The following is a 25,448-nucleotide window of genomic DNA, read 5'->3' as shown; positions in this document are numbered from 1 at the left end:
TCCTTAACTATTTCCTGAATGGGAAGCCAAAAGCTTCAAGAAGAGCTTTAGCTTCTTCATCAGTTTCAGCAGTTGTAACAATAGTAATGTTCATTCCTCTAATCTTGTCAACCTTGTCATAGTCTATTTCAGGAAAAACTGTTTGCTCATCTAAACCAAAGTTATAGTTTCCTCTCCCATCAAAAGACTTAGGAGAAAGTCCTTTAAAATCTCTAACTCTAGGTAAAGCAACAGAAATAAGCCTATCGAGAAACTCGTACATTCTATCTCTTCTAAGAGTCACTTTTGCACCAATAGGCATTCCTTTTCTGAGCTTAAATCCAGCCTCAGATCTTTTCGCCCTCCTAACGGAAGGCTTCTGCCCTGTAATTAGTGCAAGATCATTCATAGCATTTTCAAGAGCTTTAATATTCTGAACAGCTTCACCGACACCCATGTTAACAACTATTTTCTCAATCTTTGGAACTTCCATTATATTCTTGTAACCAAACTTCTTCATTAAAAGAGGAACTACTTCTTTCTCATATTTCTCCTTAAGTCTTGGAACATACTTATCAGCCATCTTTCCTCCTTAAATTTAGCGGATTACCGACCCGCCTTTTTTGGTTTACTAATTTCATCAATAACAGCACCGGAACGTTTAGCATACCTTACCTTTTTTCCATTCTCAAATTTTATGCCAACCCTTGTTGGCTTTCCAGTTTTTGGACAAATGAGCATTACATTGCTGATGTGAATAGGAGCTTCCTTTTCAATAATTCCACCTTCAGGATACTTTTGACTTGGTCTAAGGTGCTTCTTTACTATTCTTACACCTTCAACGATAACCCTTTCCTCTTCAGGTAAAACTTTCAAAACTTTTCCTACTTTTCCCTTATCTTTGCCGGCTATAACAACAACTTTATCGCCGGCCTTTATCTTAAACTTCTTCTTAGCCATTAGAATCCTCCTTAAATAACTTCTGGAGCAAGTGAAGCTATCTTGGTATAGCCTTTTTGCCTTGCTTCTCTTGCAACAGGCCCCAATATACGAGTTCCAAGAGGCTCTCCTTGTTTATTAAGTAAAACAACAGCATTGTCATCAAACTTAATGTAAGTGCCGTCAGGACGTCTTACCTCTTTTTTTGTTCTGACAACAACAGCTCTGTAAACTTCCCCTTTCTTAGCTGTTGCATTTGGAATTGCATCCTTTACAGTAACTACTATTTGATCCCCTAAGGATGCATATCTTCTATTAGAACCACCTAAAACCCTGATACACTGGACCTTTTTTGCTCCAGTGTTATCAGCAACATTGAGGTATGTTTGAACCTGGATCATCGCTCCACTCCTTTAACGAAAGTTTACTCCTCTACTTCCTCACCACCAAGCTTTTTAGCCTTTTCAATAATTTCAACTACTCTCCATCTTTTGCGTTTAGAGAATGGTCTAGTTTCCATTATCTTTACAACATCACCAATTTGACACTGATTGTTCTCATCATGAGCCATGTATTTTTTAGAGAACTTAACTCTTTTACCGTAAACCGGATGTCTAAATTCTCTTGTAACTCTAACAACTACGGTTTTGTCCATCTTATCACTAACAACAACACCAACCCTTACTTTTCTTCTATTAACTCTGGTTTCAGCCATTCTCTCCTCCATCAAGCCTTAACGCCACGTTCTCTGAGGATAGTGAAAATACGGGCAATCTGTTTCCTTGTTTTCCTAATTTCCATAGGATTTTCAAGTTGACCAAAAGCGTTTTTAAATCTAAGTTTAAGGAGCTTCTCTTTAAGCTCCACAACCATCTTTTTAAGTTCATCAGTTGATTTCTGTCTTAGTTCTTCTGTGTACTTCTTCATCTTACTCCTCACCTTTTGGAGTTTCTTCTCTTTTTACGATTCTACACTTTATAGGAAGTTTATGAACTGCAAGTCTGAGAGCTTCAAGAGCAACTTCTTCACCAACACCAGCAACTTCAAACATTATTCTTCCTGGGAGAACCTTTGCCACCCAAGTTTCAACGTTACCCTTACCCTTACCCATACGGGTTTCAAGAGGTTTCTTAGTGTAAGGCTTATCTGGGAAAATTCTGATCCAAACCTTACCACCTCTTTTCATTGTTCTTGTCATAGCAACCCTTGCAGCCTCAATCTGATTAGTTGTAATATAACCAGGCTCAAGGGCTTGAATACCATAGTCTCCGAAGGCAAGTTTGTTGCCTCTGTAAGATTTACCTTTAAGTCTTCCTCTTTGCTGCTTTCTAAACTTAGTTCTTTTTGGCATCAACATGGTTATTCACCTCTCGCCATCTCTTGTTTTACTTCTTTTTCAATCTTCTTAAGGATCTCTTCAGTTTCGTCCTTGTAAACGTCACCTTTATAAATCCAAACTTTAACACCAATAACACCGTATTTTGTCTTTGCAATTGCAGTGCCATAATCTATGTCAGCTCTGATTGTCTGCAACGGTACCCTTCCTTCACGGTACCACTCTGTTCTTGCCATATCGGCACCACCAAGTCTTCCAGCACATTGAACTTTAATTCCTTTTGCACCAGCTTTCATAGCGTCTGCGATAACTCTTTTCATCGCACGCCTGAACGCCACACGGCGCTCTAGCTGTTGAGCAACATTTTCAGCAACAAGCTGAGCGTTAAGCTGAGGGTACTTAACTTCTTCAATATTGATGTAAACACTCTTTCCTGTAAGCTCTTCTAAGTACTTTCTTAAGGCCTTTACTTCAGCACCCTTTCTTGCAATTAAAAGACCTGGCCTTGCAGCCCAGATTCTTATATTGATTCTGTCAAGAGTCCTTTCAATATCAATTCTTGCAATTCCTGCATGGTAGTATTTCTTTTTAATGAGATCTCTAATTTTGAGATCTTCATGGAGAAATTTTACATACTTACCTTTTTCCTTAACAACCCACTTAGCTTCCCAATCCTTTGTAATTCCAAGTCTGAATCCTATAGGATGTACTTTCTGTCCCAAGGTTTACCCCCATTATTTTGATTCAGGTTTTCCTACCACAACTGTGATGTGGCAGGTTCTTTTTCTAATGATATTAGCTCTACCCATAGCACGAGGTCTAACTCTTTTCATTGTAGGACCTTCATCAACATAAGCTCTCTTAACAATAAGTTCTTCGGGATCAAGTCCCTTTTGTTCAGCATTTGCAATAGCACTCTTTAAAACCTTCTCAACCATTCTCGCAGCTTTCTTTGGGCTGTTTGCTAATGTAGCAAGTGCCTGATCAACTTGCTTTCCTCTTATGAGATCAACAACAAGCCTTACTTTTGAGGCTGACATTCTAGCCCTTCTCCAGATGGCTCTTGCTTCCTCTGGAGCGGCGAAGCCTCTTTCTCCTTGTTGGTAATATTCTCTTTGTTCAACTGCCATGATTTACCTCTCCTTACTTCTTCTTGGCTACTTTCTGCTTCTGTCCGGCATGTCCTCTAAAAGTTCTGGTTAAAGAAAATTCACCAAGCTTATGTCCGACCATTTGTTCAGTAACGTAAACAGGTATGAACTTTTGACCATTGTAAACAGCAAATGTGTGTCCAATGAACTCAGGAACAATTGTACACGCTCTGTCCCATACCTTAATAACTTTTTTTTCACCAGTTTCGTTCATCTTTCTAACTTTCTTAAGGATTTTAGGGTTCACATAGGGACCCTTTTTTAATGAACGTCCCATTTAAACCTCCTACTTAGTACGACGTTTAATAATGAATTTATCAGAATACTTCTTAGCTCTCCTTGTTTTGTAACCTTTAGTAGGTTGACCCCATGGAGTAACAGGATGCTTACCAAATGTCCTACCTTCACCACCACCGTGTGGGTGATCAACTGGGTTCATTGCTGTACCACGAACTGTTGGTCTGATTCCAAGCCACCTAGACCTTCCAGCTTTACCAATAACAATGTTTTCGTGATCAAGGTTTCCTACCTGCCCAACTGTTGCCATACAGTCAAGGTGAACAAGGCGAAGTTCTCCAGATGGAAGTCTAAGCTGAGCATAGTCTCCAACTTTACCCATAAGCTGAGCAAAAGAACCAGCAGCTCTTGCAAGCTGTCCACCTTTACCAGGCTTTAGCTCAACATTATGAACAATTGTACCAACTGGAATATTTCTAAGTGGAAGAGCATTTCCAACTTTTATTTCCGCATCTGGTCCTGCAATTACTGTATCTCCAACTTTAAGACCATCTGGCCAAAGAATGTACCTTTTTTCACCATCGGCATAAACAAGAAGAGCAATTCTTGCCGATCTGTTTGGATCGTATTCAATAGCAGCAACTTTTGCTGGAATTCCAATTTTATCTCTTCTAAAATCGATAATTCTATAACGTCTTTTATGTCCACCACCTTTATGACGACATGTAATTTTTCCTTGATTGTTTCTACCAGTTCCTCTTACAAATCCAACTGTAAGAGATTTTTCAGGTTCTGTCTTTGTAATCTCAGAAAAGTCAGAAACGGTCATAAAACGCCTACTTGGCGTATATGGTTTAAACTTCTTAATTCCCATTTTTCAACTCCTTACTTAGAGTTTCTCAAGATCTATCTCGTATCCAGGTTTTAAGGTAACAACTGCTTTCTTCCAATCTTTCTTCTTTCCCCTTAAGAATCTAATACCTTTTCTTTTACCCTTAACTATCATTGTATTAACTTTCTCAACCTTAACACCAAAAATTTTCTCAACAGCTTCTTTTATCTCCGGCTTTGTTGCATCCATTGCAACTTCAAAAGTTATCTTTGTAATCTTTTTAGTTTCCTTTGTCTTAGAGCTCTTAGCTTCAAGGTTTGCAAGCTTTACGCTCTTTTCCGTAATAACAGGGCGCAGGATTATATCATAGGGAGTCCTCATAGCGATAACCTCTCCTCTAGTTTAGGTAGAGTTGACTTAAAGAAAATGCATTTGTCATAACAAAGCATATCGTAAACGTTAAGTCCTTCAATCTCAAGTAGTTTAACGTTTGGCAGATTCCTGAAAGATTTATAAGTATTTTCCTCAAGTTCAGGAACAACGATGAGAACTTTTTCGTTCTCAAGTCCAAGATTCCTGAGAAACTCTATTGCTTGTTTTGTCTTTGGCTTTTCAAAAGTAAAGTCTTCAACAACAATTAAATTTCCTTCTTGAAGTCTTCCAGCAACAACGCTCCTGAGAGCTACCTTTCTAACTTTTTTTGGAAGTGGGTAGTAGTAGTCTCTTGGCTTTGGACCGTGAACTACTCCACCACCAACCCACTGTGGAGCTCTGATAGAACCTTGGCGAGCTCTACCTGTATGTTTTTGTGGCCAAGGCTTCTTACCACCACCTCTTACTTCACCACGAGTTTTTGTGGAATGAGTACCTCTTCTGCGCTTAGCAAGCTGCCACTTAACAGTTTCCCAAACAGCATGCTTTTTTATAGGAGCATTAGCAATTTCATCTTTTATAGTAACTGTTCCTACTTCTTGATTAGCTGCATTTACTACCTTGATCTCCATTTTTCACCCCTTACTTTCCTTTGACTATAACAAGTCCGCCTTTATGTCCAGGAACTGAACCCTTAACGAGAATAAGGTTTTTCTCAGGAATAACATCAACAATTTCAAGATTTCTAATTGTTACAGTTTCATTTCCGTAGTGTCCTGCCATCCTCTTACCTTTGTGTACTCTACCAGGAAAAGCACAAGCACCAATAGAACCTGGACCTTCATGGAAATCTGAACCGTGGGACTTTCTACCACCACCAAAACCATGTCTTTTATGGTAACCAGCAAATCCTCTACCTTTTGAAGTTCCAGTAATATCGACTTTCTCTCCAGGCTGGAAAATCTCAACAGTTATTTTGTCACCTACGTTGTACTGATCTATGTTATCGAACTTAACTTCTTTAAGCCATCTTGTTGGCTTAATTCCAGCCTTTTTAAAGTGGCCAAGGAGCGGCTTTGGAAACTTACTTTCGTGCTTATTCTTTTCCATAAATCCAAGCTGAAGCGCAGAATAACCATCTCTCTCTGGAGTTCTTTTCTGAACTACTGTACATGGACCTGCTTCTATAACAGTAACAGCAATGGCTTTACCATCTTCAGTAAAAATCTGTGTCATTCCAACTTTTCTACCGAGGATACCTTTCATCACTTCACCTCTTAATCAAGCTTTATCTCTACATCAACACCGGCGGGAAGCTTAAGATCCATTAAAGCTTCCACGGTTTGTGGCTTAGGATTTTTAATATCAAGAAGTCTTCTATGTTTTCTAATTTCAAACTGTTCTTGCGAATACTTATACTTGTGTGGAGACCTAATTACACTCCAAACAGAACGCTTTGTTGGAAGAGGAATAGGACCGGCGACAATAGCACCAGTCCTCTTAACTGTATCTATAATTTCCTGAACAGATCTATCAAGAAGTCTGTGATCATAAGCCGTTAACTTTATTCTTATACGATCCTGAGCCATTACCTACCCCTCTATTAGTCAAGAATTTCCGTAACAACGCCAGCACCTACAGTTTTTCCACCTTCACGAATAGCAAATCTAAGCCCTTCTTCAATAGCTACTGGTTTTAGAAGTTCTACTTCAAATGTAACGTTATCTCCAGGCATTACCATCTCTACGCCTTCCGGAAGCTTTACCTTCCCTGTTACGTCTGTTGTTCTAAAGTAAAACTGTGGCTGATATCCATTAAAAAATGGTGTGTGTCTTCCACCTTCTTCTTTAGAGAGAATGTAAACTTCTGCCTTAAACTTCTTGTGTGGATTAATTGAGCCAGGCTTTGCTACTACCATTCCTCTCTCTACTTCGTCCTTTCCTACACCTCTTAAAAGAATTCCTACGTTGTCTCCTGGAAGTGCTTCGTCAAGTACTTTCCTAAACATCTCTATTCCTGTTGCTACTGTCTTGATTGGTTCTTCTCTTAGTCCTACTATCTCTACTTCTTCTCCTACTGTGAGCTTTCCTCTCTCTACTCTTCCTGTTACTACTGTTCCTCTACCAGAAATAGAGAATACGTCTTCTATTGGCATGAGGAATGGCTTGTCTACTTCTCTTACTGGCTCAGGTACATATTCATCTAATGCGTTTACTAATTCATAAATTGGCTGGCAGTCAGGACAGTCTGGAGATGTACATTCAAGAGCTTTAAGAGCTGATCCTTTAATTACTGGTACTTCGTCTCCTGGGAAGTCGTATTCGTTAAGTAGTTCTCTTACTTCAAGCTCAACGAGTTCAAGAAGTTCTTCGTCATCTACCATGTCTACTTTGTTTAAGAATACTACGATGTATGGAACGTTAACCTGTCTTGCAAGAAGAACGTGTTCTCTTGTTTGTGGCATTGGACCGTCTGCTGCTGATACAACAAGGATAGCTCCGTCCATCTGAGCAGCACCAGTAATCATGTTCTTGATGTAGTCTGCGTGTCCTGGGCAGTCTACGTGAGCGTAGTGGTACTTGTCAGATTCGTACTCAACGTGAGCAGTAGCGATTGTAATTCCTCTTTCTCTTTCTTCTGGAGCTTTGTCAATTTGGTCGTAGGCTACTTCTTGAGCCTTTCCTTGGAGAGCAAGACAGTGTGTGATTGCTGCTGTGAGAGTTGTTTTTCCGTGGTCAACGTGTCCGATTGTTCCCACGTTCTTGTGGGGTTTTGTCCTTTCAAACTTTTGCTTCGCCATAGCTATTCCTCCTAAAGATTCCTTATTGGTTTGTAAAAGATCAAGCGGCCTAAATTATATTCCAAATCATCAAAATGTAAAGGGGAAAGCCCCAATAAGCTTTCCCTTTTTTTTAAAAAACCTAGGTTACTATTTTGTTCTTTCACCAATAATTTGCTCAGCTACTTGTGGTGGAACTTCTTCATAGTGACTAAACTTCATAATGTATGTAGCTCTACCCTGAGTCATAGAACGAAGATCTGTAGCATAACCAAACATTTCTGCAAGAGGAACAAGAGCTCTGATCACCTGAGCGTTACCTCTTGCTTCCATTCCCTGAACTCTACCACGACGTTTATTTAGGTCACCAATAACGTCTCCCATGAACTCTTCAGGAGTTGTAACCTCAACTTCCATGATAGGTTCAAGGAGAACAGGATTAGCCTTCTTAGCACCTTCTTTGAAGGCTATGGAACCAGCAATTTTGAATGCCATTTCTGAAGAGTCAACTTCGTGGTATGAACCATCAAATAGAGTAACTTTGATGTCTGTCATTGGATAACCAGCAACAACACCAGTTTCCATAGCTTCCCTTACACCAGCCTCAACAGCTGGAATGTACTCTTTTGGAACAACACCACCTTTAATTGTTTCGTAGAATTCAAATCCCTTACCTGGTTCAAGAGGTTCAATCTTGAGCCATACGTGACCGTACTGACCTCTACCACCTGTCTGCTTAATAAACTTACCTTCAGAAGTAACTTCTTTTCTAATTGTTTCCCTATAAGCAACCTGAGGTCTTCCGACGTTAACGTCTACTTTAAATTCTCTCTTAAGTCTATCTACAATGATTTCAAGGTGAAGTTCACCCATACCGGAAATGATTGTCTGTCCGGTCTCATGGTCTGTTGAAACTCTGAAAGATGGATCTTCCTTTGCAAGCTTTTGAAGAGCAAGAGAAAGTTTTTCCTGATCTGCTTTTGTCTTTGGTTCTACAGCAACAGAGATAACAGGTTCTGGGAATTCCATAGCTTCAAGGAGAATTGGATGGTTTGGATCACAAAGTGTATCACCTGTGTAAGTTTCTCTTAAGCCAACAGCTGCTGCAATGTCCCCAGCACCAAGAACTGGAATTTCCTCTCTCTTATTAGCATGCATACGAAGGATTCTTGCAAGTCTTTCCTTCTTGTCTCTTGTAGCGTTGTAAACATAAGAACCAGATTCCATTAAACCTGAATAAACTCTAATGAAAGTTAACTGACCAACGTATGGGTCTGTAAGAATCTTAAATGCAAGAGCAGCAAATGGCTCATCGTAAGATGCTGGTCTTTCTTCTTCTTCTCCAGTTTTTGGATTAATTCCCTTAATTGGAGGAACATCAAGAGGTGATGGAAGATAATCAACTACTGCATCAAGGAGTGGTTGAACACCTTTGTTTTTAAATGCTGAACCGCAGAGCATTGGGAAGAATTTGAGTTCGATTGTACCTTTTCTAATAGCTTGCTTAATCTCTTCTTCAGAAATTTCCTCACCTTCAAGGTATTTCATCATAATTTCTTCATCAACATCAGCAAGCGCCTCAATCATCTTCTCTCTGTATTCTTCAGCCAGATCCTTGAGATCCTCTGGAATCTCCTCGTAGTGGAACTTGGCACCAAGGGTTTCCTCTTCCCAGATGATTGCTTTCATAGTAATAAGGTCAACAACACCCTTAAACTCATCTTCGGCACCTACTGGAATCTGAAGAGGAACAGGTTTTGCTCCAAGCTTCTCCTCAACGTCGGCTACAACTTTGAAGAAGTCCGCCCCAATTCTGTCCATTTTGTTAACGAAGATAATTCTTGGAACACCGTACTTATCAGCCTGTCTCCAAACAGTCTCTGTCTGAGGCTGAACACCACCAACAGAACAAAGAATTGTTACAGCACCATCAAGAACTCTTAAAGAACGCTCAACTTCGATTGTAAAGTCAACGTGCCCAGGAGTATCAACAATGTTAATCCTGTGATCTCTCCAAAAACATGTTGTTGTAGCAGAGGTAATTGTAATACCTCTTTCCTTTTCTTGCTCCATCCAGTCCATTTCGGCAGCGCCTTCGTGGACCTCTCCAATTTTATGAATCCTACCTGTATAGTAGAGAATACGCTCAGTAGTTGTTGTTTTACCAGCGTCAATATGAGCAATAATTCCAATGTTCCTAACTCTTTCAAGAGGAACCTTAATCTGCTTTATAGCTATTTGTTTACTCAACTTAGCCTCCTACAATCATGTTGCTTACCATCTATAGTGAGCAAAAGCTTTGTTTGCTTCTGCCATCTTGTGGGTATCTTCCTTCTTCTTAAATGCTCCACCCCTTTCGTTGTAGGCATCAATTAGCTCATTTGCAAGCTTGTTTACCATTCCGCGCTCAGAACGAGCACGTGCAGCGTCCACGATCCACTTAAGTGCAAGGTGAATCTGTCTTTCTGGTCTTACTTCCATTGGTACTTGATATGTAGCACCACCAACACGGCGTGGACGTACTTCCATAATTGGTTTTACATTTTCTACAGCTTTGTGGAATACGGCAAGTGGATCTTCTCCGAGTTTTTCCTTAATGATGTCAAATGCACCGTAAACAATCTTTTCAGCCTTACTTTTCTTACCATCCTTCATAACCTTGTTGATAAGCTTTGCTACAAGCTTATCACCATAAACTGGGTCGGGAAGAATTTCTCTTGGTGGAACCGGTCCTTTCCTTGGCATGTCCTTCCTCTCCTAATTATTTTTTCTCTTTAGGTCTTTTTGTTCCGTACTTAGATCTTGACTGTTTTCTACCTTCAACACCAGCAGCATCAAGAGCTCCACGGATAATCTTATAACGAACACCTGGAAGGTCTTTAACCCTTCCACCCCTTACAAGAACTACAGAGTGTTCCTGAAGGTTGTGTCCAATTCCTGGAATATAGGCAGTCACCTCAATACCGTTAGAGAGCCTTACCCTTGCAACTTTACGAAGAGCAGAGTTTGGCTTCTTAGGTGTAGTTGTGAAAACCCTTACACAGACACCTCGCTTTTGAGGGTTACCCTGAAGAGCCGGTGCTTTGGAGCGCTTTACCTTCTTCTCACGCCCCTTTCTAACAAGCTGGTTAATTGTGGGCATACTACTCCTCCTACTTTAGTTTGGCGGTTGAATATAAGCAAACAGAAAAGGGTTTGTCAAGAAAGAGGATATGCAGAAAAAAAAGAAAGTCAAGGGAAGTCTACTTTGTCTTCTTCCTCTTAAGAAGTTCTCTGGATAATATTAAACTTGCTCTCAGTTTCTCTAAACGTTGATAAATTCTTATCAAATCAACATCAGCTATAGGACTAAGCTCTACCTTATAATCAAAATTTCCTTTGCTAATTTCTTCTGCAAATTGTTCAACCTTTTTATAATCTTCAGCAGAAATCTTTGCATACATGTAAGTAATAATAAAAAAGACTGCTCCAACAGCTAAAATAGCAACGAGTAATTTAAAAAAAACTTCTTTTGCCAATTCAGAATTATGAATACTTTCTGTTATTATCACATAGGAAGCAACTAGGAAGATGAGCGCAGTAGTGTAATAAAAAATACCCATTCTTAAAGGATATGAAACACGAATGGGCAAATCCGAAAGGAAAAATTTTCTTAAAAAATTTATTTTCATTATTTCCTCCTATGAAAGATGTCAACCCCCAACACAGAGGTTGCATTTATTTTCAACAAAATCCATAAATTGCCTTCTCTCTCTCAAAACTGCGAACATTACTTTAACCAATTTCCTCGCCGCAGCTATCAGCGCTTTCTTCTTCTCTAAACCTTTCTTAACTAACCCTTCGTAAAATCTTTTAACTGAATTGTCTAACTTGCTGTTCAATAACGCTCTCGTAGCCTGGATAATCTTGTTCCTCGTTCTGCTGTCCCCTTTCTTTGTTATCCTTCCATTTCTAACTTCGTCTCCACTGCTATTAGCACGAGGAACAAGTCCAAAATAAGCCGCTACCTTGTCTCCGTTTTCAAACCTCTCTTCGTTACATACGGCAGATATAAAGGCTATAGCTACTATATCTCCTACTCCAGGTATGCTTTTTAGAAGTTCTACTTTTCCCTTAAGCTCCTCATCTTCTCCTATAAAACTCTTGATATCTTCTTCTGTCTCTCTTATCTTATCTGTTAAGTATTCTATTGTTTCTATTTGCCTCCATATCGTTTCTCGTAATGACGGAGGCACTTTCTTCTTCGTTTCTTCCTTTATCCTTTCCATCCCTTTCTTCGTGGTGAGTTCTCTCTTGTTTGTCTTTATCCCATATTCAAGCAATAGGCTATGAAGTCTGTTAATTACCCCTTTTCTCATATCTACAAAGCTATCTCTCTCTTTCATCTTTATCCTTAGCTCTTTTTCTTTTCTCGTCGGGACGTAAACTGTCGGAAGTAAGCCCATTTCATAGTAAATGGCTATCGTTTCTGCATCTATCCTGTCGTTTTTAGCACTGTTAACACCTTTTAGAATGTTCTTAAATTTGTTAGTGTTAACGTAAGTTATTTCATCAACGCAGTTCCTTATCTCCTCCGTAAAAAATGTTACTCCTGTTAAGGTTTCTACCGCAACTTTTACTGAATATCCTTTTTTCCTAAAAGTTGTTAGGTGATTTTTAAATTTCTCTAACTCTTCTGCTTCGTACTTCTTGGTATTAAGTATCCCTGTCAGACAATCTAAATAAGCTGCTGTAAAGCTGTTTTTGTGGTAGTCCACTCCGACATACAGTGTTTTCTCTACCTTCTCCTTCATCTCTACCCCCTGATATGTTTTGTGTTTTGCAACCTCTGCTTCGGAACTATTCCCATACTCCAATACGGCGCTTCCCGCCACTATAATTAGCCGGCAGGAGGCATCGGCTAATCTCCACGCACGGGGCTTATTCCCCAGGGAAAAATCCAGCCTCCTGCCTTTAAAGGTTGCCTCTTTACTATAGTCCCGAATTTCAGGGGGTGACATCTTTTATATCATCTCCTAAACTATTCTAACGGCTTTTTTCTATATTTTCTTCTTTCAAGCCTATCAAGAACCTCAAGAAACGCTAAAGCCGAAGCTCTAACTATATCAGGATCAACGCCTCTTCCACTTACCTTTATACCTTCACTCTCTATGGTAAGAAATACTTCTGCAAGAGCATCTGTTCCAGCTGTTAAAGCTCTTATCTTAAAATCTTTTAGTTTTATCTCCTTATCATAACCTAAAGCATTTTTAATAGCTCTGTATGTTGCATCTACTGGACCATTTCCAACTGCAAGACCAAGTTTTTCTCCTTCAGGAGTTTTTATTTTTACGGTTGCAGAAGGAATGATTCCTTCCCCACTAACAGCTTGATTGTAAATGAGCTCAAACTTCCTCTCTTTTTCTCCTTCAAGACCTTCAACGATAAGTTCAATATCAATATCATAGATTTCTTTCTTACGGGAAGCCAATTCTTTAAACCTTCTAAAAGCTTCTTCAACTTTTTCTTCCGGAAGTAAAATTCCCATTTCCTCAAGCTTCTTCTTAAAGGCATGTCTTCCAGAGTGTTTTCCAAGAACAATTTTTGATTCTTTAAGACCAATATCCTCAGGCTTCATGATTTCATAGGTTTCTCTCTTTGCAAGAACCCCGTGCTGATGAATTCCAGATTCATGAGCAAAAGCATTCTCACCAACAATTGGCTTGTTCCTTGCAATCATCATTCCGGTTAATCTGCTTACAAGCTGAGAAGTCCTATAGATCTGAGTTGTATCTATATCTGTATAGACTGAAAACTGATCAGGTCTTACATTTATTGCCATAACAATCTCTTCCATCGCAGCATTCCCAGCTCTTTCGCCGATGCCGTTAACAGTACACTCAACCTGTCTCGCCCCGGCTTTAACAGCCATCAAAGAATTTGCAGTTGCAAGTCCAAGATCATTATGGCAATGGACACTGATTATCGCCTTATCTATGTTTGGAACATTTTCCTTAATTGAAAGAATTTTTTCATACCATTCATCAGGAACTGCATAACCAACAGTATCAGGAATATTTACAACTTTAGCTCCTGCTTCAATAACAGCTTCAAGAATTTCATAGAGATATTTAAGATCTGTCCTTCCTGCATCTTCAGCTGAAAACTCAACTTCTGCCTTTCCTTCACTTATATCTTGAATAAGCTTTACAGCACTAACAGCTCTTTTTAAAGCTTCTTCTTTAGACATTTTGAGCTTGTACTTAAGATGAATATCAGAAGTAGCAATAAAAGTATGAATTCTTGGTTTTTTAGCCTCTTTCAACGCTTCCCAAGCAGCTTTAATATCAGCCTCAACAGCTCTTGCAAGAGAACAAACAGCTGAGTTTTTGACTTCTTTTGCTATTTGCTGAATAGCTTCAAAGTCTGCTGGAGAACTTATTGCAAAACCGGCTTCTATTACGTCGACTCCAAGCCTTTCAAGTTGTTTTGCTATTTGTACCTTTTCTTCAATTGTTAAATTAACACCAGCAGTTTGCTCACCATCTCTTAAAGTAGTATCAAATATGTAAAGTTTCTCTCTTGTCAAAGCCTCCTCCTTATTGCAAACTATTTGCAACTATATTAAAACTAATCATATATACTTAATATTTCAATCCAAAAATTTCTCTTTCTCTTTTTCTTCCTTTACGCGGACCAAATAGTATAGTAAGAATAATTCCTGCTAAAAAACCACCGACATGAGCAAACCAGGCAACTCCTCCCATCGACAAACTATCCATAGAGATGAGAGCGCTTGTAAACTGGATAAAGAACCAAATAGCTATCCAAATAGCTGCAGGAATGACAACAATACTTATGAAGATGAAAATGAAAATAAGAGTAACAATCTTAGCTCTTGGAAAGAGCAACATATAAGCTCCCAAAACACCACTTATAGAACCAGATGCCCCAATTAAAGGAATAGTTGCTTCAGGATAGACAGAAACTTGTATGAGAGCAGCTATAATGCCACAGAGAGTATAAAAGAGAAAATATTTTAACCTTCCAAAATAGTCCTCGACGTTATCTCCAAAAACCCACAGAAAAAGCATATTACCAATGATATGAAGAAAACCTCCGTGAAGGTATTGATAAGAAATTAAATTACCGTACGGGGTAAGTGGATTAGGTGGAGGAACATCAACTCCATGCGTAATCTCGTAAGGTACAACTCCAAACATTCGAATAAAAATTTCATTATAAGGACCAAGAAAGAGTTCATAAATGAAAACCAAAACACATATAATGATAATAGAAACTGTAACTATAGGAGTAGAACTACTTGGATTGATGTCTTTTATTGGTATCAACTTTCACCTCTAACCTGTACTTCCAAATCCTCCTTCCCCTCTGATCGTTTTATCAAGGGAAGTTGTAAGTTCAATTTCAATCGGGAAAAATTTTCTTGGAATTAGTTGAACTGCTCTCCAAGGAAGCTCTGGATCCGGTTTTGAAGCATCAACTTTGATAAGAGGAACTTTTATTGTTCCTCTGTAAGTCATATCTATTATTCCAACAGAATTAGCAAGAATAAAACCGCTTTTATAGATTGAAGATCTTGGAACAAGATCAAAGTAAAAACCAGGAGGTGGGGCTACCCTCACTCCCGTATCAAAAAAGTAAAGATTTCCTTCCTTTTTTATAAGCTTTATTAAGTGAAGATCCCAACCACTATCGGAAATTCTTTTTTTGTATGGAGGAAGAGCTCCCTCTTCTAAGGAAACTTTAAAAAATTTCCTTTCCCAAGCTTCTCCAGTAAGTATTGATAAATATCTTTCAAAAAAGAACTCAGACCTATCTTCTGTATCTTCATCGTAAAGAGAATGGACAAAAAGATCGGCATTCTCACCGGTAATAAAAATTCCTTCTTGAGTAAAGGTGGGAGAAAAGTTAGAAAGAAGGGATGTCATTTCTTTTTTAAACTTTTCAATAAACGGAATAAAGACAGTTTTACTTCCCCAACTTCCTGAAGACTCAAAAACTCCCCTTATAAAAGAAAGATCAATACTATTAACTTCTGGATAGAAAGGAAGAGAGAGAAAGAAACTGTTCTCTCTCCTTTCAAGTTTTCCACCAAAGTAATTATAAATTTTTACAGCAACGTCTAAAAATCTATCACTAAATTCAATATTTAAACCTCTTGCATAGATCCATCCAGCAGCCCAATTACTCATTGTTCTTCTCCGGTTCAGCGTAAAATCCACCATGTTCTCTCAGTTTTCTTTCTTCTTCTGGAGTAACATCTATGCGACTAAGCTTTGGTCTTCCCATTTGATCGAATTCAATAATCTTAACTGGAATAATATCTGAAACTTTAATACTTTCAAAAATGTTTTCTCTCATCTCTGGTGGAAGTTTTGAAATGTGAATAAGTCCAATTTTTCCTGGAGCAAGTTCTACAAATGCACCGTAGTTTTCTACTCTTGTAACCTTTCCTAAGTAGGTATTTCCTATTTCAAGGTCTTTTGTAACATCTTCAATCATTTTTATTGCTTGAGCAGCTGCATCTTCAGATGGAGCTGAAACTAAAACAGTTCCATCTTCTTTTATTGTTATCTTAACTCCTGCTTTATCTATAATTGCTTTTATTGTTTTTCCAGAAGGTCCAATGAGATCCCTTGTTTTCTCTGGATCTATTTTCGTTGAAACTATCCTTGGAGCGTAAGGAGAAATTCCTTCTCTTGGGGAAGAAATTACAGCATCCATCTTATCAAGTATGTACATTCTTCCTTCTCTTGCCTGTTTTAAGGCTGTCATGAGAATATCACGGCTTATTCCTTTTACTTTCAAATCCATCTGTATTGCTGTAACACCTTTTCTTGTTCCAGCAACCTTAAAGTCCATATCTCCAAGATGATCTTCATCACCAAGAATGTCTGAAAGAACAACAAACTTGTCTCCTTCAAGAATTAATCCCATAGCAATACCGGCAACTTGTGCCTTTATTGGAACACCAGCATCCATCAAAGACAAGCTACCACCACAAACAGTTGCCATTGAGGAAGAACCATTTGACTCTAAAATATCGGAAACCACTCTTATAACGTAAGGGAATTCATCTTCTTCCGGAATAACAGGAGCTAAAGCCCTCTCAGCAAGAGCTCCATGCCCTATCTCTCTTCTTCCAGGTCCCCTTAAAGGAGCTACCTCACCAACACAGAAAGGTGGGAAGTTGTAATGAAGCATAAATCTCTTTTGCTCTTCAGGCATTAAACCTTCAACAAGTTGATACTCTTCTGGAGTTCCAAGAGTCGTAGTAACAAGAGCTTGAGTTTGACCTCTTGTAAAAAGAGCTGAACCATGAACTCTTGGAAGAAGTCCAACTTCTATAGTAATTGGCCTTATTTCATTAGGCTTTCTACCATCAATTCTAATTCCTCTTTCAAGAACTAACTGCCTTACAAACTTCTTCTCAGCTTCTGCGAAAGCTTCCTTAGCAAGAGATTGTTCTTCTTCAGGAATATTTAACTCAATAAACATGAGCTCTCTAAGCTCTCTAAGTTTTTCTCTTCTTTCATGTTTATCCGAAATAGTAATAACTGGTTCTATTCTTTCAAATACCCATTTTTCTATCTTTGCCTTTGTTTCTTCGTCAAGAGAAGGAGCTATAAATTCGTACTTTTCCTTACCAGCAAGATCTCTGAGTTCTTGTTGTGCTCTTATAGACTTTTTTATCTCTTCATGGGCAAGCTCTATAGCATCAAGAATCTCTTCTTCAGGAACCTCTTTTGCACCTCCTTCAACCATGACAACAGCATCTTCTGTACCTGAAACAACAAGATTTATATCAGCATTTTGCTGTTGCTCATAAGAAGGATTTACAACAAGTTTTCCATTTACTCTTACAACCCTTACAGCACCAACAGGCTTTTCGAAGGGAATCCTTGAAATGTGCAAAGCTGCCGAAGCGCCATTTATCGCTAAAACTGCTGGATCGTTTTCCTGATCAGCAGAAATAACAAAAGCTACAACCTGAACATCATTCCTAAAACCTTTTGGAAATATTGGCCTTATCGATCTATCAATTACCCTTGACTTTAAAACTTCTTCATCGGTTGGTTTTCCCTCTCTCTTTACAAAACCTCCTGGAATTTTTCCAGCTGCATAAGCTCTTTCCCTATATTCAACTAAAAGAGGAAAAAAGTCTATTCCTTCCCTTGGTTCATCACTCATTACAGCTGTAACTAAAACCATAGTATCGCCTTGAGAAACAATAACAGCACCATCAGCTTGCTTTGCTAGTTTTCCAGTTTGAAAACGCAAAGGCCTTCCCCCGACCTCCACTGCTACTTCTGATATTGACATTCTTACCTCCAAAATTAATTCTTAATTACCAAAATTAAGAAATTAAATCAATTTGACAAAATGATAACATAAAGGAAAGGAAGGATTAAGGCAGTAGAAAAGAAATAAAGAAGGAGGCAGAACGCCTCCAGATGTTACTTTCTAAGACCAAGCTTTAGAACAATGTTCTGATATCTGTTAAAGTCCTTTTCCCTAAGATATCTAAGAAGCTTCTTTCTTCTACCAACAAGTCTTTGAAGAGCTCTCTTGTTGTTGTTGTCGTGCTTGTGAACTTTAAAGTGCTCTGTTAAGTTTCTAATTCTTTCTGTAAGAATTGCAATTTGAACTTCTGGAGAACCTGTATCCTTTTCGTGAAACCCATACTTCTTGACAATTTCTTGCTTAATATCCTTATCTACTGGCATTAAAACAACCTCCTTAAAAACTTTTCACCGGTGGCAAAAGGCAAAAGGAAATTTAACAAAGAGAAATTAAATTGTAAAGTACCTCACGATAATTTTAGCATTCTTTCTAAAGATTCTATTTCCTCAACTTCTTTAAGTTTATTATAAGCTCTTTTTATCAGTTTTTCGTCCTTTGAATAATTTATTATTTCTCTATAATACTCTATAGCTTCTTCATAATCTCCTTCTTCAAAAAGAGCATCTGCAACTATTTCAGCAATTTCACAGTATTCTTCTTCTGAAAGCTCAGGATTCTTAAGTACAAAACTTCCTAACTCAGCTATATCTCTAAACCTTTCTTGATCAATCAAAAGAATTGCTAATTCTGAAAAGGAATCTATGAGAATCCAAACGTTATCGGTACTTTCAATTAGTTCCTTTAGAATTTCTTCTGCCTGGTCAAACTTTCCTTTTTCAATAAGAAACTCAACAAAAAGCTTTTTTGCATCTTCTTTTACAAAACCTTCTGACTTTGAAATTGCAAGTCTATAGTAATATTCGGCAATCTCCTCCTTTCCAAGAAGATCGTAAAGAGCAGCAGCACTTTGGATAACATAAACCGCATCAGGGTAAAGTTCTAAAGTTGACATTACAACTTTTAAAGCATCTTCATACTCTTCGTTATTTACCATAACTTCAGCAAGCTTTTGCCTGTATTCAATATTTTTAAAGTCCATTCTACAAGCTTTTGAAAGTTCTTCCTTTGCTTCTTCCAACTTACCCATATCAGCATAAAGTTTTCCAAGCTCAAAGCGAAGTTCTGGAGAATCTACTACTGAAATTCCTGAAATAAGAACCTGTTCAGCCTTTTTGAACTGTCTTCTTATTCCATAAATTCTTGAAAGTTCAAGATAAGGAAAAACACTATATGGATCTATGGTTATAAGATTTTCAAGAGCTCTAACCATTCCTTTATAATTGCCCATCTCTCTGTAAAGTCTATAGAGCTCTAAGTAAGCATCTTTCTCAAAAGGATTTAATCTCACAGACTCAAGAAGCTCTTTTTCTGCAGCTCTAAAGTTTTTTGAAGCAACAAAAGAAACGCCCCTTTTTAGTTTTTCCTTTGAGCGAAGTTCTGTATCCAAGAATCTTGCTTCCTCAAAGTAAGTCTCTGCTTTTTCCTTATTTCCAAGACCTTCATAAGCTTCAGCAAGGAGAAGATAAAAATCTACATTTCTTATACTACTTTTATATTTTTCAAGTTCTTCAACTGCTTTTTTGAAGTTTTTTGATTTGATAAGATTTTCAGCTTTTTTTAAAATTGATTTTACTTCTAATCTACTTTCCTTAAAGCTCTTCTTCACAAAAAACTCTCCTTTGACTAAAAGGTTGAGATAAACTTTAATTTTAAGTATAAATCACTCTTATAAAATTTCAACTGGAGGATTCATGCTTTCAAAGATAAGGAAAAACATGAGAGCTTTTAGCCTTCCCTTATGGATAGTGGCTGCTTCCTTTGTTGGTACTATTTTTCTTGTTTGGGGAAAAGGTTCGCTAACAGGACCTTCTGGAAGCGAAGTAGCAACAGTCAATGGAGAACCAATAGACCTTATAGAATTTAATAGGGAATATAACCAACTAACTAACCAACTTCAACAGCAGTTTGGAGAAAATTATAGAAAGCTCTTTCCCGATAAAGAAATAAAAATTGCCGCTCTTCAAAGGTTGATAAACAGAAAACTTGTACTCGAAGAGGCAAAAAAAGAAGGAATACAGGTAAGTGACTGGGCAGTTGCAAAAAGAATAAGATCGTTTCCGTTCTTGCAAAAGGATGGAAAATTTTCTGAAGAACTCTACAAAGAGTTTTTAAAAGCAAATAGACTCTCTCCTAAAGTTTTTGAAGATAAAATAAGAGAAGATCTTTTAATTGAAAAGATTATGGCTGTTATTGATAAAGCTCCTTCAGTAACTACTTTTGAACTTCAAAATCTTTATAGAAAGACCTTTGGAAAAAGAGAATTTAAGTACAAACTCTTTCTAAAAAAAGATTATAAACCTTCCATTTCAGAGAAGGAATTAAGAGAATTTTATAGAGAAAATATCAGTCAATTCAAGGAAAAAACTGGTAAAAAATACTTTCTTATAAAAATTCCTAAGAGCCAAAAAGATTCTGAAGGACTAGCAAGAAAGGTATATAATCTTGCAAAATTAGGAAAAGTAGAAAAACTAAACGATTTTCATCCCCAACAGGTAAACGATAAAAAACTTATTTCTGAAAAATTCAAAGATAAAAATTTTGGTTTTTATAGCGACGAAAGTAACTATTATGTCTTCTTTAAAAAAGAAGGAGAAAAGGCTAAACCATTTGAAACGGTTAAAAAAGACATAGAAAAAACTCTTAAAGAGAAAAAAGCTGTTGAACTAGCAAAGAAGTCTGCCGAAGAATTTTTAAAGAAAGGGCTTGAACCTAAGGAAAAAACCAAACCTTTAGATAGAGATCAATTCTTTGAGATGTTTAAACCTATTAACCCTCAAGAAATCGAAAATATTTTCAGTAGTAAAAAAGGAAAAAGATTTTTACTAGTTCTTACAAACGGTTATGGAATTTTTGAGCCTATTACTGACTTAAAAGTTGAAAAGATGGAAAAGGAAAAAATAGAAAAACTTAAACAGTTTATATTGGATGCCAAGAAACAAAGTGATTACCAAAACTTTTTAAATCTTTTAAGACAGAAAGCAAACATCAAGGTAAATGAGAAGTTTTTCAAGTAGAGGTGAAACTTGAAAAGCATGACAGGATTTGGTAAGTGCACAAAAGCAAATGAAGAAATAGAGGTTTCAGTAGAAATCAGAACACTAAACGGAAAGTCGCTAAGGGTCAGATACTCTTTACCAAGAGCCTTTAATCCTTTTTTAAATGAAATTAACAACATTATTAGGGATTACATTAAAAGAGGAGAAGTAGATCTTCATATTCGCTATAGACTTTCTCCTAATACTACAGTCCCTGTGACGATAAACTACAAGGAAGCATTAAAATACATTCAAGCTTCTGACAGAATTGGCGCTCTTTCTGGAAGAAAGATAGAAGTTTCTTTAAGAGATCTTTTATCAATTCCAGACCTATTTATGAAAGAAGAAATTGATCTTACTTCTCATAGTGAAATCCTTTTTGAAGCCTTAAAAGGAGCTCTTGAAGAAGTTGAAGAAGCAAGAAGAAAAGAAGGAGAAAAACTTAAAGCCTACTGTGAAGAAAGACTTAAGGTTATAGAAGAAGTCTTAAAAGAGCTCCAATCACAAATAAAAGACATAGAAAAAAGGCTTTTTGAAAGATTAAAAGAAAAAGTTGAAAAACTTTTATCTATAGAAGAATTTTCTGAAGATTTTCAAAAAAGAATTGAACTTGAAGTGGCTCTTCTTGCAGAAAAGCAGGATGTTTCAGAAGAAATATCAAGGTTACACACTCATATTGCAAGATTTAGAGAACTTTTAGAATTTAATGAACCTGTAGGAAAAACCTTAGATTTTCTCTGTCAGGAAATACATAGAGAAATAAATACTCTTGGAAATAAAATAAAAGAAGTAGACATCACAGAGCCTGTGCTAAAGATAAAAACGGAAGTAGCAAAGTTGAAAGAACAAGTCCAAAACATTGAGTAAGAATTGGAGGAAGCTTTGTCGGAGAACTTGAAAGGACTTCTCATAGTTATATCTGCTCCTTCAGGCACAGGAAAGACAACACTAAGCCATAAACTTTTGAAAACTTTTCCAAGTATGGAGTTTTCTGTTTCGTATACAACAAGAAAGCCAAGAAAAGGTGAAGTTAATGGAAGGGACTACTTCTTTGTTGATAAGGAAACTTTTGAAAGTATGATAAAAGAAGGAGACTTCTTAGAATGGGCTGAAGTTTACGGAAATCTTTATGGAACTTCAAAAAGTCAGGTTATGAAAGCTCTTGAGAAAGGAAAAGACATTCTTCTTGATATAGATACCCAAGGAGCTCTTCAGGTAAAAAAGAACTTTCCAGAAGCTGTTCTAATTTTCATTTTACCACCTTCTTTAAGAGAACTGGAAAAAAGACTAAGGAAAAGAGGAACTGACGATGAAGAAACAATAAAGAAAAGATTAAGAATTGCAAGAGAAGAAATTAAGAAAGCATTCTTTTATGATTATCTGCTAATAAATGATGATCTTGAGGTTGCTTTTGAAAAATTAAGGTCTATCATTACGGCTGAAAAGTGTCAGGTTAAAAGACTTAAAAGTCAAGTAGAAAAGGTAGTAAAAGATAAGGAAATAGTATTGCTTTTAAAGGAGGCTGAAAATGGCTAAAAGAATTCCTCTAGAACCGGTTGTTGAAAAAGTAGGGAATTACTATGAAACTGTTCACGTAGCAGCAAAAAGAGCAAGACATCTTTACACTGTTGATTCATACACTTTCGAAAAAGACGAAAAAGGAGAAGAACACAAAAAAACTGTTATTGCTCTTATGGAAATATCAGAAGGAAAAATCTGTCCAAAGAGAGATTAAGATGGAGTTCGTATTTAGAATAGTTGAAAATAAACGTGTTACTGGTAAAGATTATCTTCTAACTGTTGAAGTTGACAAAAATATTGTGGAGAAAATAAAGCCTGGTCAGTTTGCTATGGTTCAGGTAAGGGACAAAAGGCAACTTGATCCTCTTCTAAGAAGACCCCTAGGAATCTTTAATGTTGAAAGGAACGAAGTTTCTTTCTTGTATAGAGTATATGGAAGAGGAACAGAACTTCTCACAGAAGTTAAAGAAGAGATTTCTATTCTCCTTCCACTTGGAAATTACTTTGAAGACGATAGTGAAAAATATCTTTTCATTGCAGGTGGAATTGGTATCGGAGGATTATTTTACACTGCAAGGCTCTTTTCAGAAAAAGGAAGAGAAGTTAAGTTTCTCTATGGAGAAAGAAATAGAGAAAACCTATCAGGACTTGAATTCTTGAAAAAATACAACATCGACTTTGAGGTCTATACCGAAGATGGAAGCTATGGAAAAAAAGGACTTGTAACTGCCGATCTTGAAAGGTATAGAGATTATAAATGGCTTGCCTGTGGACCAACTCCAATGCTTAAAGCTATCAAGGAGTTAGCTGAAAAACTTGATGTCAATTGTCTTCTTTCTCTTGATAGAAGAATGGCCTGTGGAGTTGGTGCTTGCCTTGGTTGTACTGTAAAAACAACCAAAGGCTACCAAAGGTGTTGTGTAGAAGGTCCTATATTTAACTCTAAGATAGTTTTATTTGACTAGTCATTTCATTAGTTCTTAGTAACTTATTGGAGAACTTAATGACGGAAAAAGAAAGTAAGAAGAAAATACTTGGTATCAGCGACGAAGTTATAGAAAAGTGCGTTCGCTGTGGTTCCTGTAGAACTGTCTGTCCCGTATTTAACGTTACTCACGAAGAACCTTCTGTTGCCAGAGGTAAAATTTTCCTTGCCAACATGATAAATAAAGGGAATATCAAACTTGACAAAGAAGCTGCTGGAATTTTTAATCTCTGTGCAACTTGTCTTAGATGTGCTGAAATTTGTCCTTTGAAAGTTGACTATGAAAAAATAATTATTTCTGCAAGAGCTCTCTGTGTGGAAAAGTTTGGTTTGTCACCTGAAAAAAAAGCAGCTGTTTTTCTATTTTCAAACAGAGAATTACTCAAAGCACTTGGAAAAGTTGCAGCACCACTAACAAAGATTTTTACCAAGAGTTCCAAAAGTCCTCAAAATAGACTCTTTCCAATAGATATTCCTAAAATTGGAAAAGTTCTTCTTCCTGAAATAAAATCAACGCCTTTTAACGATAAAGATAGATGGTACAGTGCAAAGGGAAAAGAAAAAGGAAAAGTAGCCTTTTTTTCAGGTTGCATGCTTAATAATTTTTATACTGAAACTGCCCAAAACGTCGTAAAAGTTTTAAATGCCCTTGGATACTCTGTTTTTGTTCCTCGTGATCAATATTGCTGTGGAGCTCCAGCATTTTTTGCAGGAGATCTTAAAACCTTTGAAAAAATGAAGGAAAAAAACCTTAAAACATTCCAAAACTTAAACGTTGATTTTGTAGTAACAGCTTGTGCCACTTGTGGACACATTCTGAAAAAAGAATACAATGAACCAAGCTTCAAAACAAAAGAATTAATAGAAGTACTTTTTGAAAATCTTGAAGAATTAAGAAAGTGGAAGTTTCCGCAAAAAGTAATAGTTACATGGCATCATCCATGTCACATTGTTAGGGGACAGAAAATTCCAAAAAATTATCCGTTAGATGTTTTAAAGGTCATTGAAAACATCGAATTTGTAAATCTAGAAGAGGCAGACAATTGCTGTGGAATGGGAGGTTCATTCAAGCTTTCTCATCCAGAAATTTCAAAAGAAATTCAACTTAAAAAAGTAAGAAATATAGAAAAGACAAAAAGTAATTTTGTTCTTACTGAATGTCCTGGATGTGTCATGAATATTGCTGAAGGATTAGAAAGGATTAATTCCAATATTAAGTCTTTACACATTGCTGACATTTTAGCAACATGTATAGATTGAAATTAAGTTGCAATTTTTATAAAATTACTTCATGACAATAAAATATTTTATTTTAAGCTTATTTTCGATTTTTATAATTTGCGGATGTAACTCTAATGACGATATAACACTTATTACAAACGACAAGTATTTATTAATCCCTCTAAAAGCTGCTAACTTTTGTGGTTATTTTCAGAAGAATAAAATTGGAATTCAAATGGATTCAGTAGAAAATGAAAAAGCACTGGTAAGATTTATAAATTTTAGTAAGTACAATTCTATAATAACAGATAAAAAAACAACAAACTACATTTTATCCAATTCAAAAAGCTGGATAAAGCTTTGTATGATTGCTATAGAGAAAACACCTAATACTCCAGAAATTAAAACGAAATTTTACTTATTAGTGAAAAAAACTCTGCTAAATAATAAAAAAAAGATAGTAACATTAATTAAAGGTTGGAATCAAGGAGTTTATTTATTAAAAGATCCTTTTTTTTACGATTTTCTCTTAAAGGAAGAAGGATTAAAATATTCTCGAAATAAAAAGTTTATTCTATGCATAGAAAGGTAGAA

Annotated in this window: 33 protein-coding genes; 7 read left to right on the top strand and 26 right to left on the bottom strand. The window is 36.9% G+C overall.

Annotated elements, in window-relative coordinates:
* Positions 1–7: 7 nt before the first annotated feature.
* From rplE to DESTER_RS00930, 26 genes are all read right to left on the bottom strand, one after another.
* Positions 8–562, bottom strand: coding sequence for a 50S ribosomal protein L5 (gene rplE / locus DESTER_RS01055; protein WP_013637822.1), 555 nt, complete (start codon positions 560–562; stop codon positions 8–10).
* A gap of 23 nt (positions 563–585) precedes the next feature.
* Positions 586–939: a 50S ribosomal protein L24 gene (rplX, locus tag DESTER_RS01050; protein ID WP_013637821.1), complete on the bottom strand. Its 354-nt coding sequence runs from the start codon at positions 937–939 to the stop codon at positions 586–588.
* Between the two features lie 11 nt (positions 940–950).
* Entirely contained in the window at positions 951–1,319 is a 369-nt protein-coding gene (gene rplN, locus DESTER_RS01045; RefSeq protein ID WP_013637820.1) for a 50S ribosomal protein L14, read from the bottom strand.
* 23 nt (positions 1,320–1,342) lie between these two features.
* Positions 1,343–1,633 (bottom strand): 30S ribosomal protein S17, encoded by a 291-nt coding sequence (gene rpsQ, locus DESTER_RS01040; RefSeq protein ID WP_013637819.1) that lies wholly within the window; start codon positions 1,631–1,633, stop codon positions 1,343–1,345.
* A gap of 11 nt (positions 1,634–1,644) precedes the next feature.
* Positions 1,645–1,845 carry a 50S ribosomal protein L29 gene (rpmC, locus tag DESTER_RS01035; RefSeq protein ID WP_013637818.1) on the bottom strand — a complete coding sequence of 67 codons (201 nt, stop codon included), beginning with the start codon at positions 1,843–1,845 and terminating at the stop codon, positions 1,645–1,647.
* 1 nt (position 1,846) lies between these two features.
* On the bottom strand, positions 1,847–2,275 hold the full coding sequence (rplP, locus tag DESTER_RS01030; protein WP_013637817.1) for a 50S ribosomal protein L16: 429 nt from the start codon (positions 2,273–2,275) through the stop codon (positions 1,847–1,849).
* 2 nt (positions 2,276–2,277) lie between these two features.
* Complete coding sequence (gene rpsC, locus DESTER_RS01025) at positions 2,278–2,976, bottom strand: 30S ribosomal protein S3 (RefSeq protein ID WP_013637816.1); 699 nt, start codon at positions 2,974–2,976, stop codon at positions 2,278–2,280.
* A 12-nt stretch (positions 2,977–2,988) separates the two neighbouring features.
* The gene (rplV, locus tag DESTER_RS01020; RefSeq protein WP_013637815.1) at positions 2,989–3,384 is read right to left on the bottom strand and encodes a 50S ribosomal protein L22; all 396 of its coding nucleotides are present in this window, start codon (positions 3,382–3,384) and stop codon (positions 2,989–2,991) included.
* A gap of 13 nt (positions 3,385–3,397) precedes the next feature.
* Positions 3,398–3,682 carry a 30S ribosomal protein S19 gene (gene rpsS, locus DESTER_RS01015; RefSeq protein ID WP_013637814.1) on the bottom strand — a complete coding sequence of 95 codons (285 nt, stop codon included), beginning with the start codon at positions 3,680–3,682 and terminating at the stop codon, positions 3,398–3,400.
* Between the two features lie 9 nt (positions 3,683–3,691).
* The gene (gene rplB / locus DESTER_RS01010) at positions 3,692–4,516 is read right to left on the bottom strand and encodes a 50S ribosomal protein L2 (RefSeq protein WP_013637813.1); all 825 of its coding nucleotides are present in this window, start codon (positions 4,514–4,516) and stop codon (positions 3,692–3,694) included.
* Positions 4,517–4,531: 15 nt separating this feature from the next.
* On the bottom strand, positions 4,532–4,855 hold the full coding sequence (gene rplW, locus DESTER_RS01005; RefSeq protein ID WP_013637812.1) for a 50S ribosomal protein L23: 324 nt from the start codon (positions 4,853–4,855) through the stop codon (positions 4,532–4,534).
* Positions 4,852–5,478: a 50S ribosomal protein L4 gene (gene rplD, locus DESTER_RS01000; RefSeq protein WP_013637811.1), complete on the bottom strand. Its 627-nt coding sequence runs from the start codon at positions 5,476–5,478 to the stop codon at positions 4,852–4,854. Before rplD ends, rplW begins: the two co-directional genes overlap by 4 nt.
* A gap of 10 nt (positions 5,479–5,488) precedes the next feature.
* Positions 5,489–6,112 (bottom strand): 50S ribosomal protein L3, encoded by a 624-nt coding sequence (rplC, locus tag DESTER_RS00995; RefSeq protein WP_013637810.1) that lies wholly within the window; start codon positions 6,110–6,112, stop codon positions 5,489–5,491.
* Positions 6,113–6,123: 11 nt separating this feature from the next.
* A complete protein-coding gene (gene rpsJ, locus DESTER_RS00990) occupies positions 6,124–6,435 on the bottom strand; it encodes a 30S ribosomal protein S10 (protein ID WP_013637809.1) in 312 nt (103 codons plus the stop codon).
* Positions 6,436–6,449: 14 nt separating this feature from the next.
* Positions 6,450–7,646: an elongation factor Tu gene (gene tuf / locus DESTER_RS00985; RefSeq protein WP_013637778.1), complete on the bottom strand. Its 1,197-nt coding sequence runs from the start codon at positions 7,644–7,646 to the stop codon at positions 6,450–6,452.
* 129 nt (positions 7,647–7,775) lie between these two features.
* Positions 7,776–9,875, bottom strand: coding sequence for an elongation factor G (gene fusA, locus DESTER_RS00980; protein ID WP_013637808.1), 2,100 nt, complete (start codon positions 9,873–9,875; stop codon positions 7,776–7,778).
* Positions 9,876–9,899: 24 nt separating this feature from the next.
* Positions 9,900–10,370, bottom strand: a complete 471-nt coding sequence (gene rpsG, locus DESTER_RS00975; RefSeq protein ID WP_013637807.1) for a 30S ribosomal protein S7 — start codon at positions 10,368–10,370, stop codon at positions 9,900–9,902.
* A 16-nt stretch (positions 10,371–10,386) separates the two neighbouring features.
* Positions 10,387–10,767 (bottom strand): 30S ribosomal protein S12, encoded by a 381-nt coding sequence (rpsL, locus tag DESTER_RS00970; RefSeq protein ID WP_013637806.1) that lies wholly within the window; start codon positions 10,765–10,767, stop codon positions 10,387–10,389.
* Positions 10,768–10,867: 100 nt separating this feature from the next.
* Positions 10,868–11,296, bottom strand: coding sequence for a hypothetical protein (locus DESTER_RS00965; protein ID WP_013637805.1), 429 nt, complete (start codon positions 11,294–11,296; stop codon positions 10,868–10,870).
* A gap of 21 nt (positions 11,297–11,317) precedes the next feature.
* Entirely contained in the window at positions 11,318–12,625 is a 1,308-nt protein-coding gene (locus tag DESTER_RS00960; protein WP_013637804.1) for an IS110 family RNA-guided transposase, read from the bottom strand.
* A 20-nt stretch (positions 12,626–12,645) separates the two neighbouring features.
* Positions 12,646–14,193: a 2-isopropylmalate synthase gene (locus tag DESTER_RS00955; protein WP_013637803.1), complete on the bottom strand. Its 1,548-nt coding sequence runs from the start codon at positions 14,191–14,193 to the stop codon at positions 12,646–12,648.
* 55 nt (positions 14,194–14,248) lie between these two features.
* A complete protein-coding gene (locus tag DESTER_RS00950) occupies positions 14,249–14,956 on the bottom strand; it encodes a rhomboid family intramembrane serine protease (RefSeq protein WP_013637802.1) in 708 nt (235 codons plus the stop codon).
* 9 nt (positions 14,957–14,965) lie between these two features.
* Complete coding sequence (locus tag DESTER_RS00945) at positions 14,966–15,820, bottom strand: dUTP diphosphatase (RefSeq protein ID WP_013637801.1); 855 nt, start codon at positions 15,818–15,820, stop codon at positions 14,966–14,968.
* Positions 15,813–17,951: a polyribonucleotide nucleotidyltransferase gene (locus tag DESTER_RS00940; protein ID WP_013637800.1), complete on the bottom strand. Its 2,139-nt coding sequence runs from the start codon at positions 17,949–17,951 to the stop codon at positions 15,813–15,815. Before DESTER_RS00940 ends, DESTER_RS00945 begins: the two co-directional genes overlap by 8 nt.
* A 134-nt stretch (positions 17,952–18,085) precedes the next feature.
* Positions 18,086–18,355 (bottom strand): 30S ribosomal protein S15, encoded by a 270-nt coding sequence (gene rpsO, locus DESTER_RS00935; RefSeq protein ID WP_013637799.1) that lies wholly within the window; start codon positions 18,353–18,355, stop codon positions 18,086–18,088.
* Between the two features lie 83 nt (positions 18,356–18,438).
* The gene (locus DESTER_RS00930; protein ID WP_013637798.1) at positions 18,439–19,698 is read right to left on the bottom strand and encodes a tetratricopeptide repeat protein; all 1,260 of its coding nucleotides are present in this window, start codon (positions 19,696–19,698) and stop codon (positions 18,439–18,441) included.
* Positions 19,699–19,783: 85 nt separating this feature from the next.
* Here DESTER_RS00930 and DESTER_RS00925 point away from each other — a divergent pair, with 85 nt between their 5' ends.
* The 7 genes from DESTER_RS00925 (at position 19,784) to DESTER_RS00895 (ending at position 25,446) form a co-directional block, all read left to right on the top strand.
* On the top strand, positions 19,784–21,106 hold the full coding sequence (locus DESTER_RS00925; protein WP_013637797.1) for a peptidylprolyl isomerase: 1,323 nt from the start codon (positions 19,784–19,786) through the stop codon (positions 21,104–21,106).
* A gap of 18 nt (positions 21,107–21,124) precedes the next feature.
* Positions 21,125–21,994 (top strand): YicC/YloC family endoribonuclease, encoded by an 870-nt coding sequence (locus tag DESTER_RS00920; RefSeq protein WP_244829569.1) that lies wholly within the window; start codon positions 21,125–21,127, stop codon positions 21,992–21,994.
* A 15-nt stretch (positions 21,995–22,009) separates the two neighbouring features.
* The gene (gene gmk / locus DESTER_RS00915) at positions 22,010–22,663 is read left to right on the top strand and encodes a guanylate kinase (RefSeq protein WP_013637795.1); all 654 of its coding nucleotides are present in this window, start codon (positions 22,010–22,012) and stop codon (positions 22,661–22,663) included.
* A complete protein-coding gene (gene rpoZ, locus DESTER_RS00910) occupies positions 22,656–22,862 on the top strand; it encodes a DNA-directed RNA polymerase subunit omega (RefSeq protein ID WP_013637794.1) in 207 nt (68 codons plus the stop codon). The genes gmk and rpoZ overlap by 8 nt, the downstream gene beginning before the upstream one ends.
* Position 22,863: 1 nt before the next feature.
* Positions 22,864–23,613 carry a dihydroorotate dehydrogenase electron transfer subunit gene (locus tag DESTER_RS00905; RefSeq protein WP_013637793.1) on the top strand — a complete coding sequence of 250 codons (750 nt, stop codon included), beginning with the start codon at positions 22,864–22,866 and terminating at the stop codon, positions 23,611–23,613.
* Positions 23,614–23,651: 38 nt separating this feature from the next.
* Entirely contained in the window at positions 23,652–24,893 is a 1,242-nt protein-coding gene (locus DESTER_RS00900) for a (Fe-S)-binding protein (protein WP_013637792.1), read from the top strand.
* Positions 24,894–25,089: 196 nt separating this feature from the next.
* On the top strand, positions 25,090–25,446 hold the full coding sequence (locus DESTER_RS00895; protein ID WP_041737302.1) for a hypothetical protein: 357 nt from the start codon (positions 25,090–25,092) through the stop codon (positions 25,444–25,446).
* Positions 25,447–25,448: the final 2 nt, after the last annotated feature.

The sequence above is a fragment of the Desulfurobacterium thermolithotrophum DSM 11699 genome, from assembly GCF_000191045.1.
Classification (GTDB): domain Bacteria; phylum Aquificota; class Aquificia; order Desulfurobacteriales; family Desulfurobacteriaceae; genus Desulfurobacterium; species Desulfurobacterium thermolithotrophum.
The sequence above is the reverse complement of the archived record's forward strand: the minus strand, read 5'-3'. Positions and strand labels throughout refer to the sequence as shown.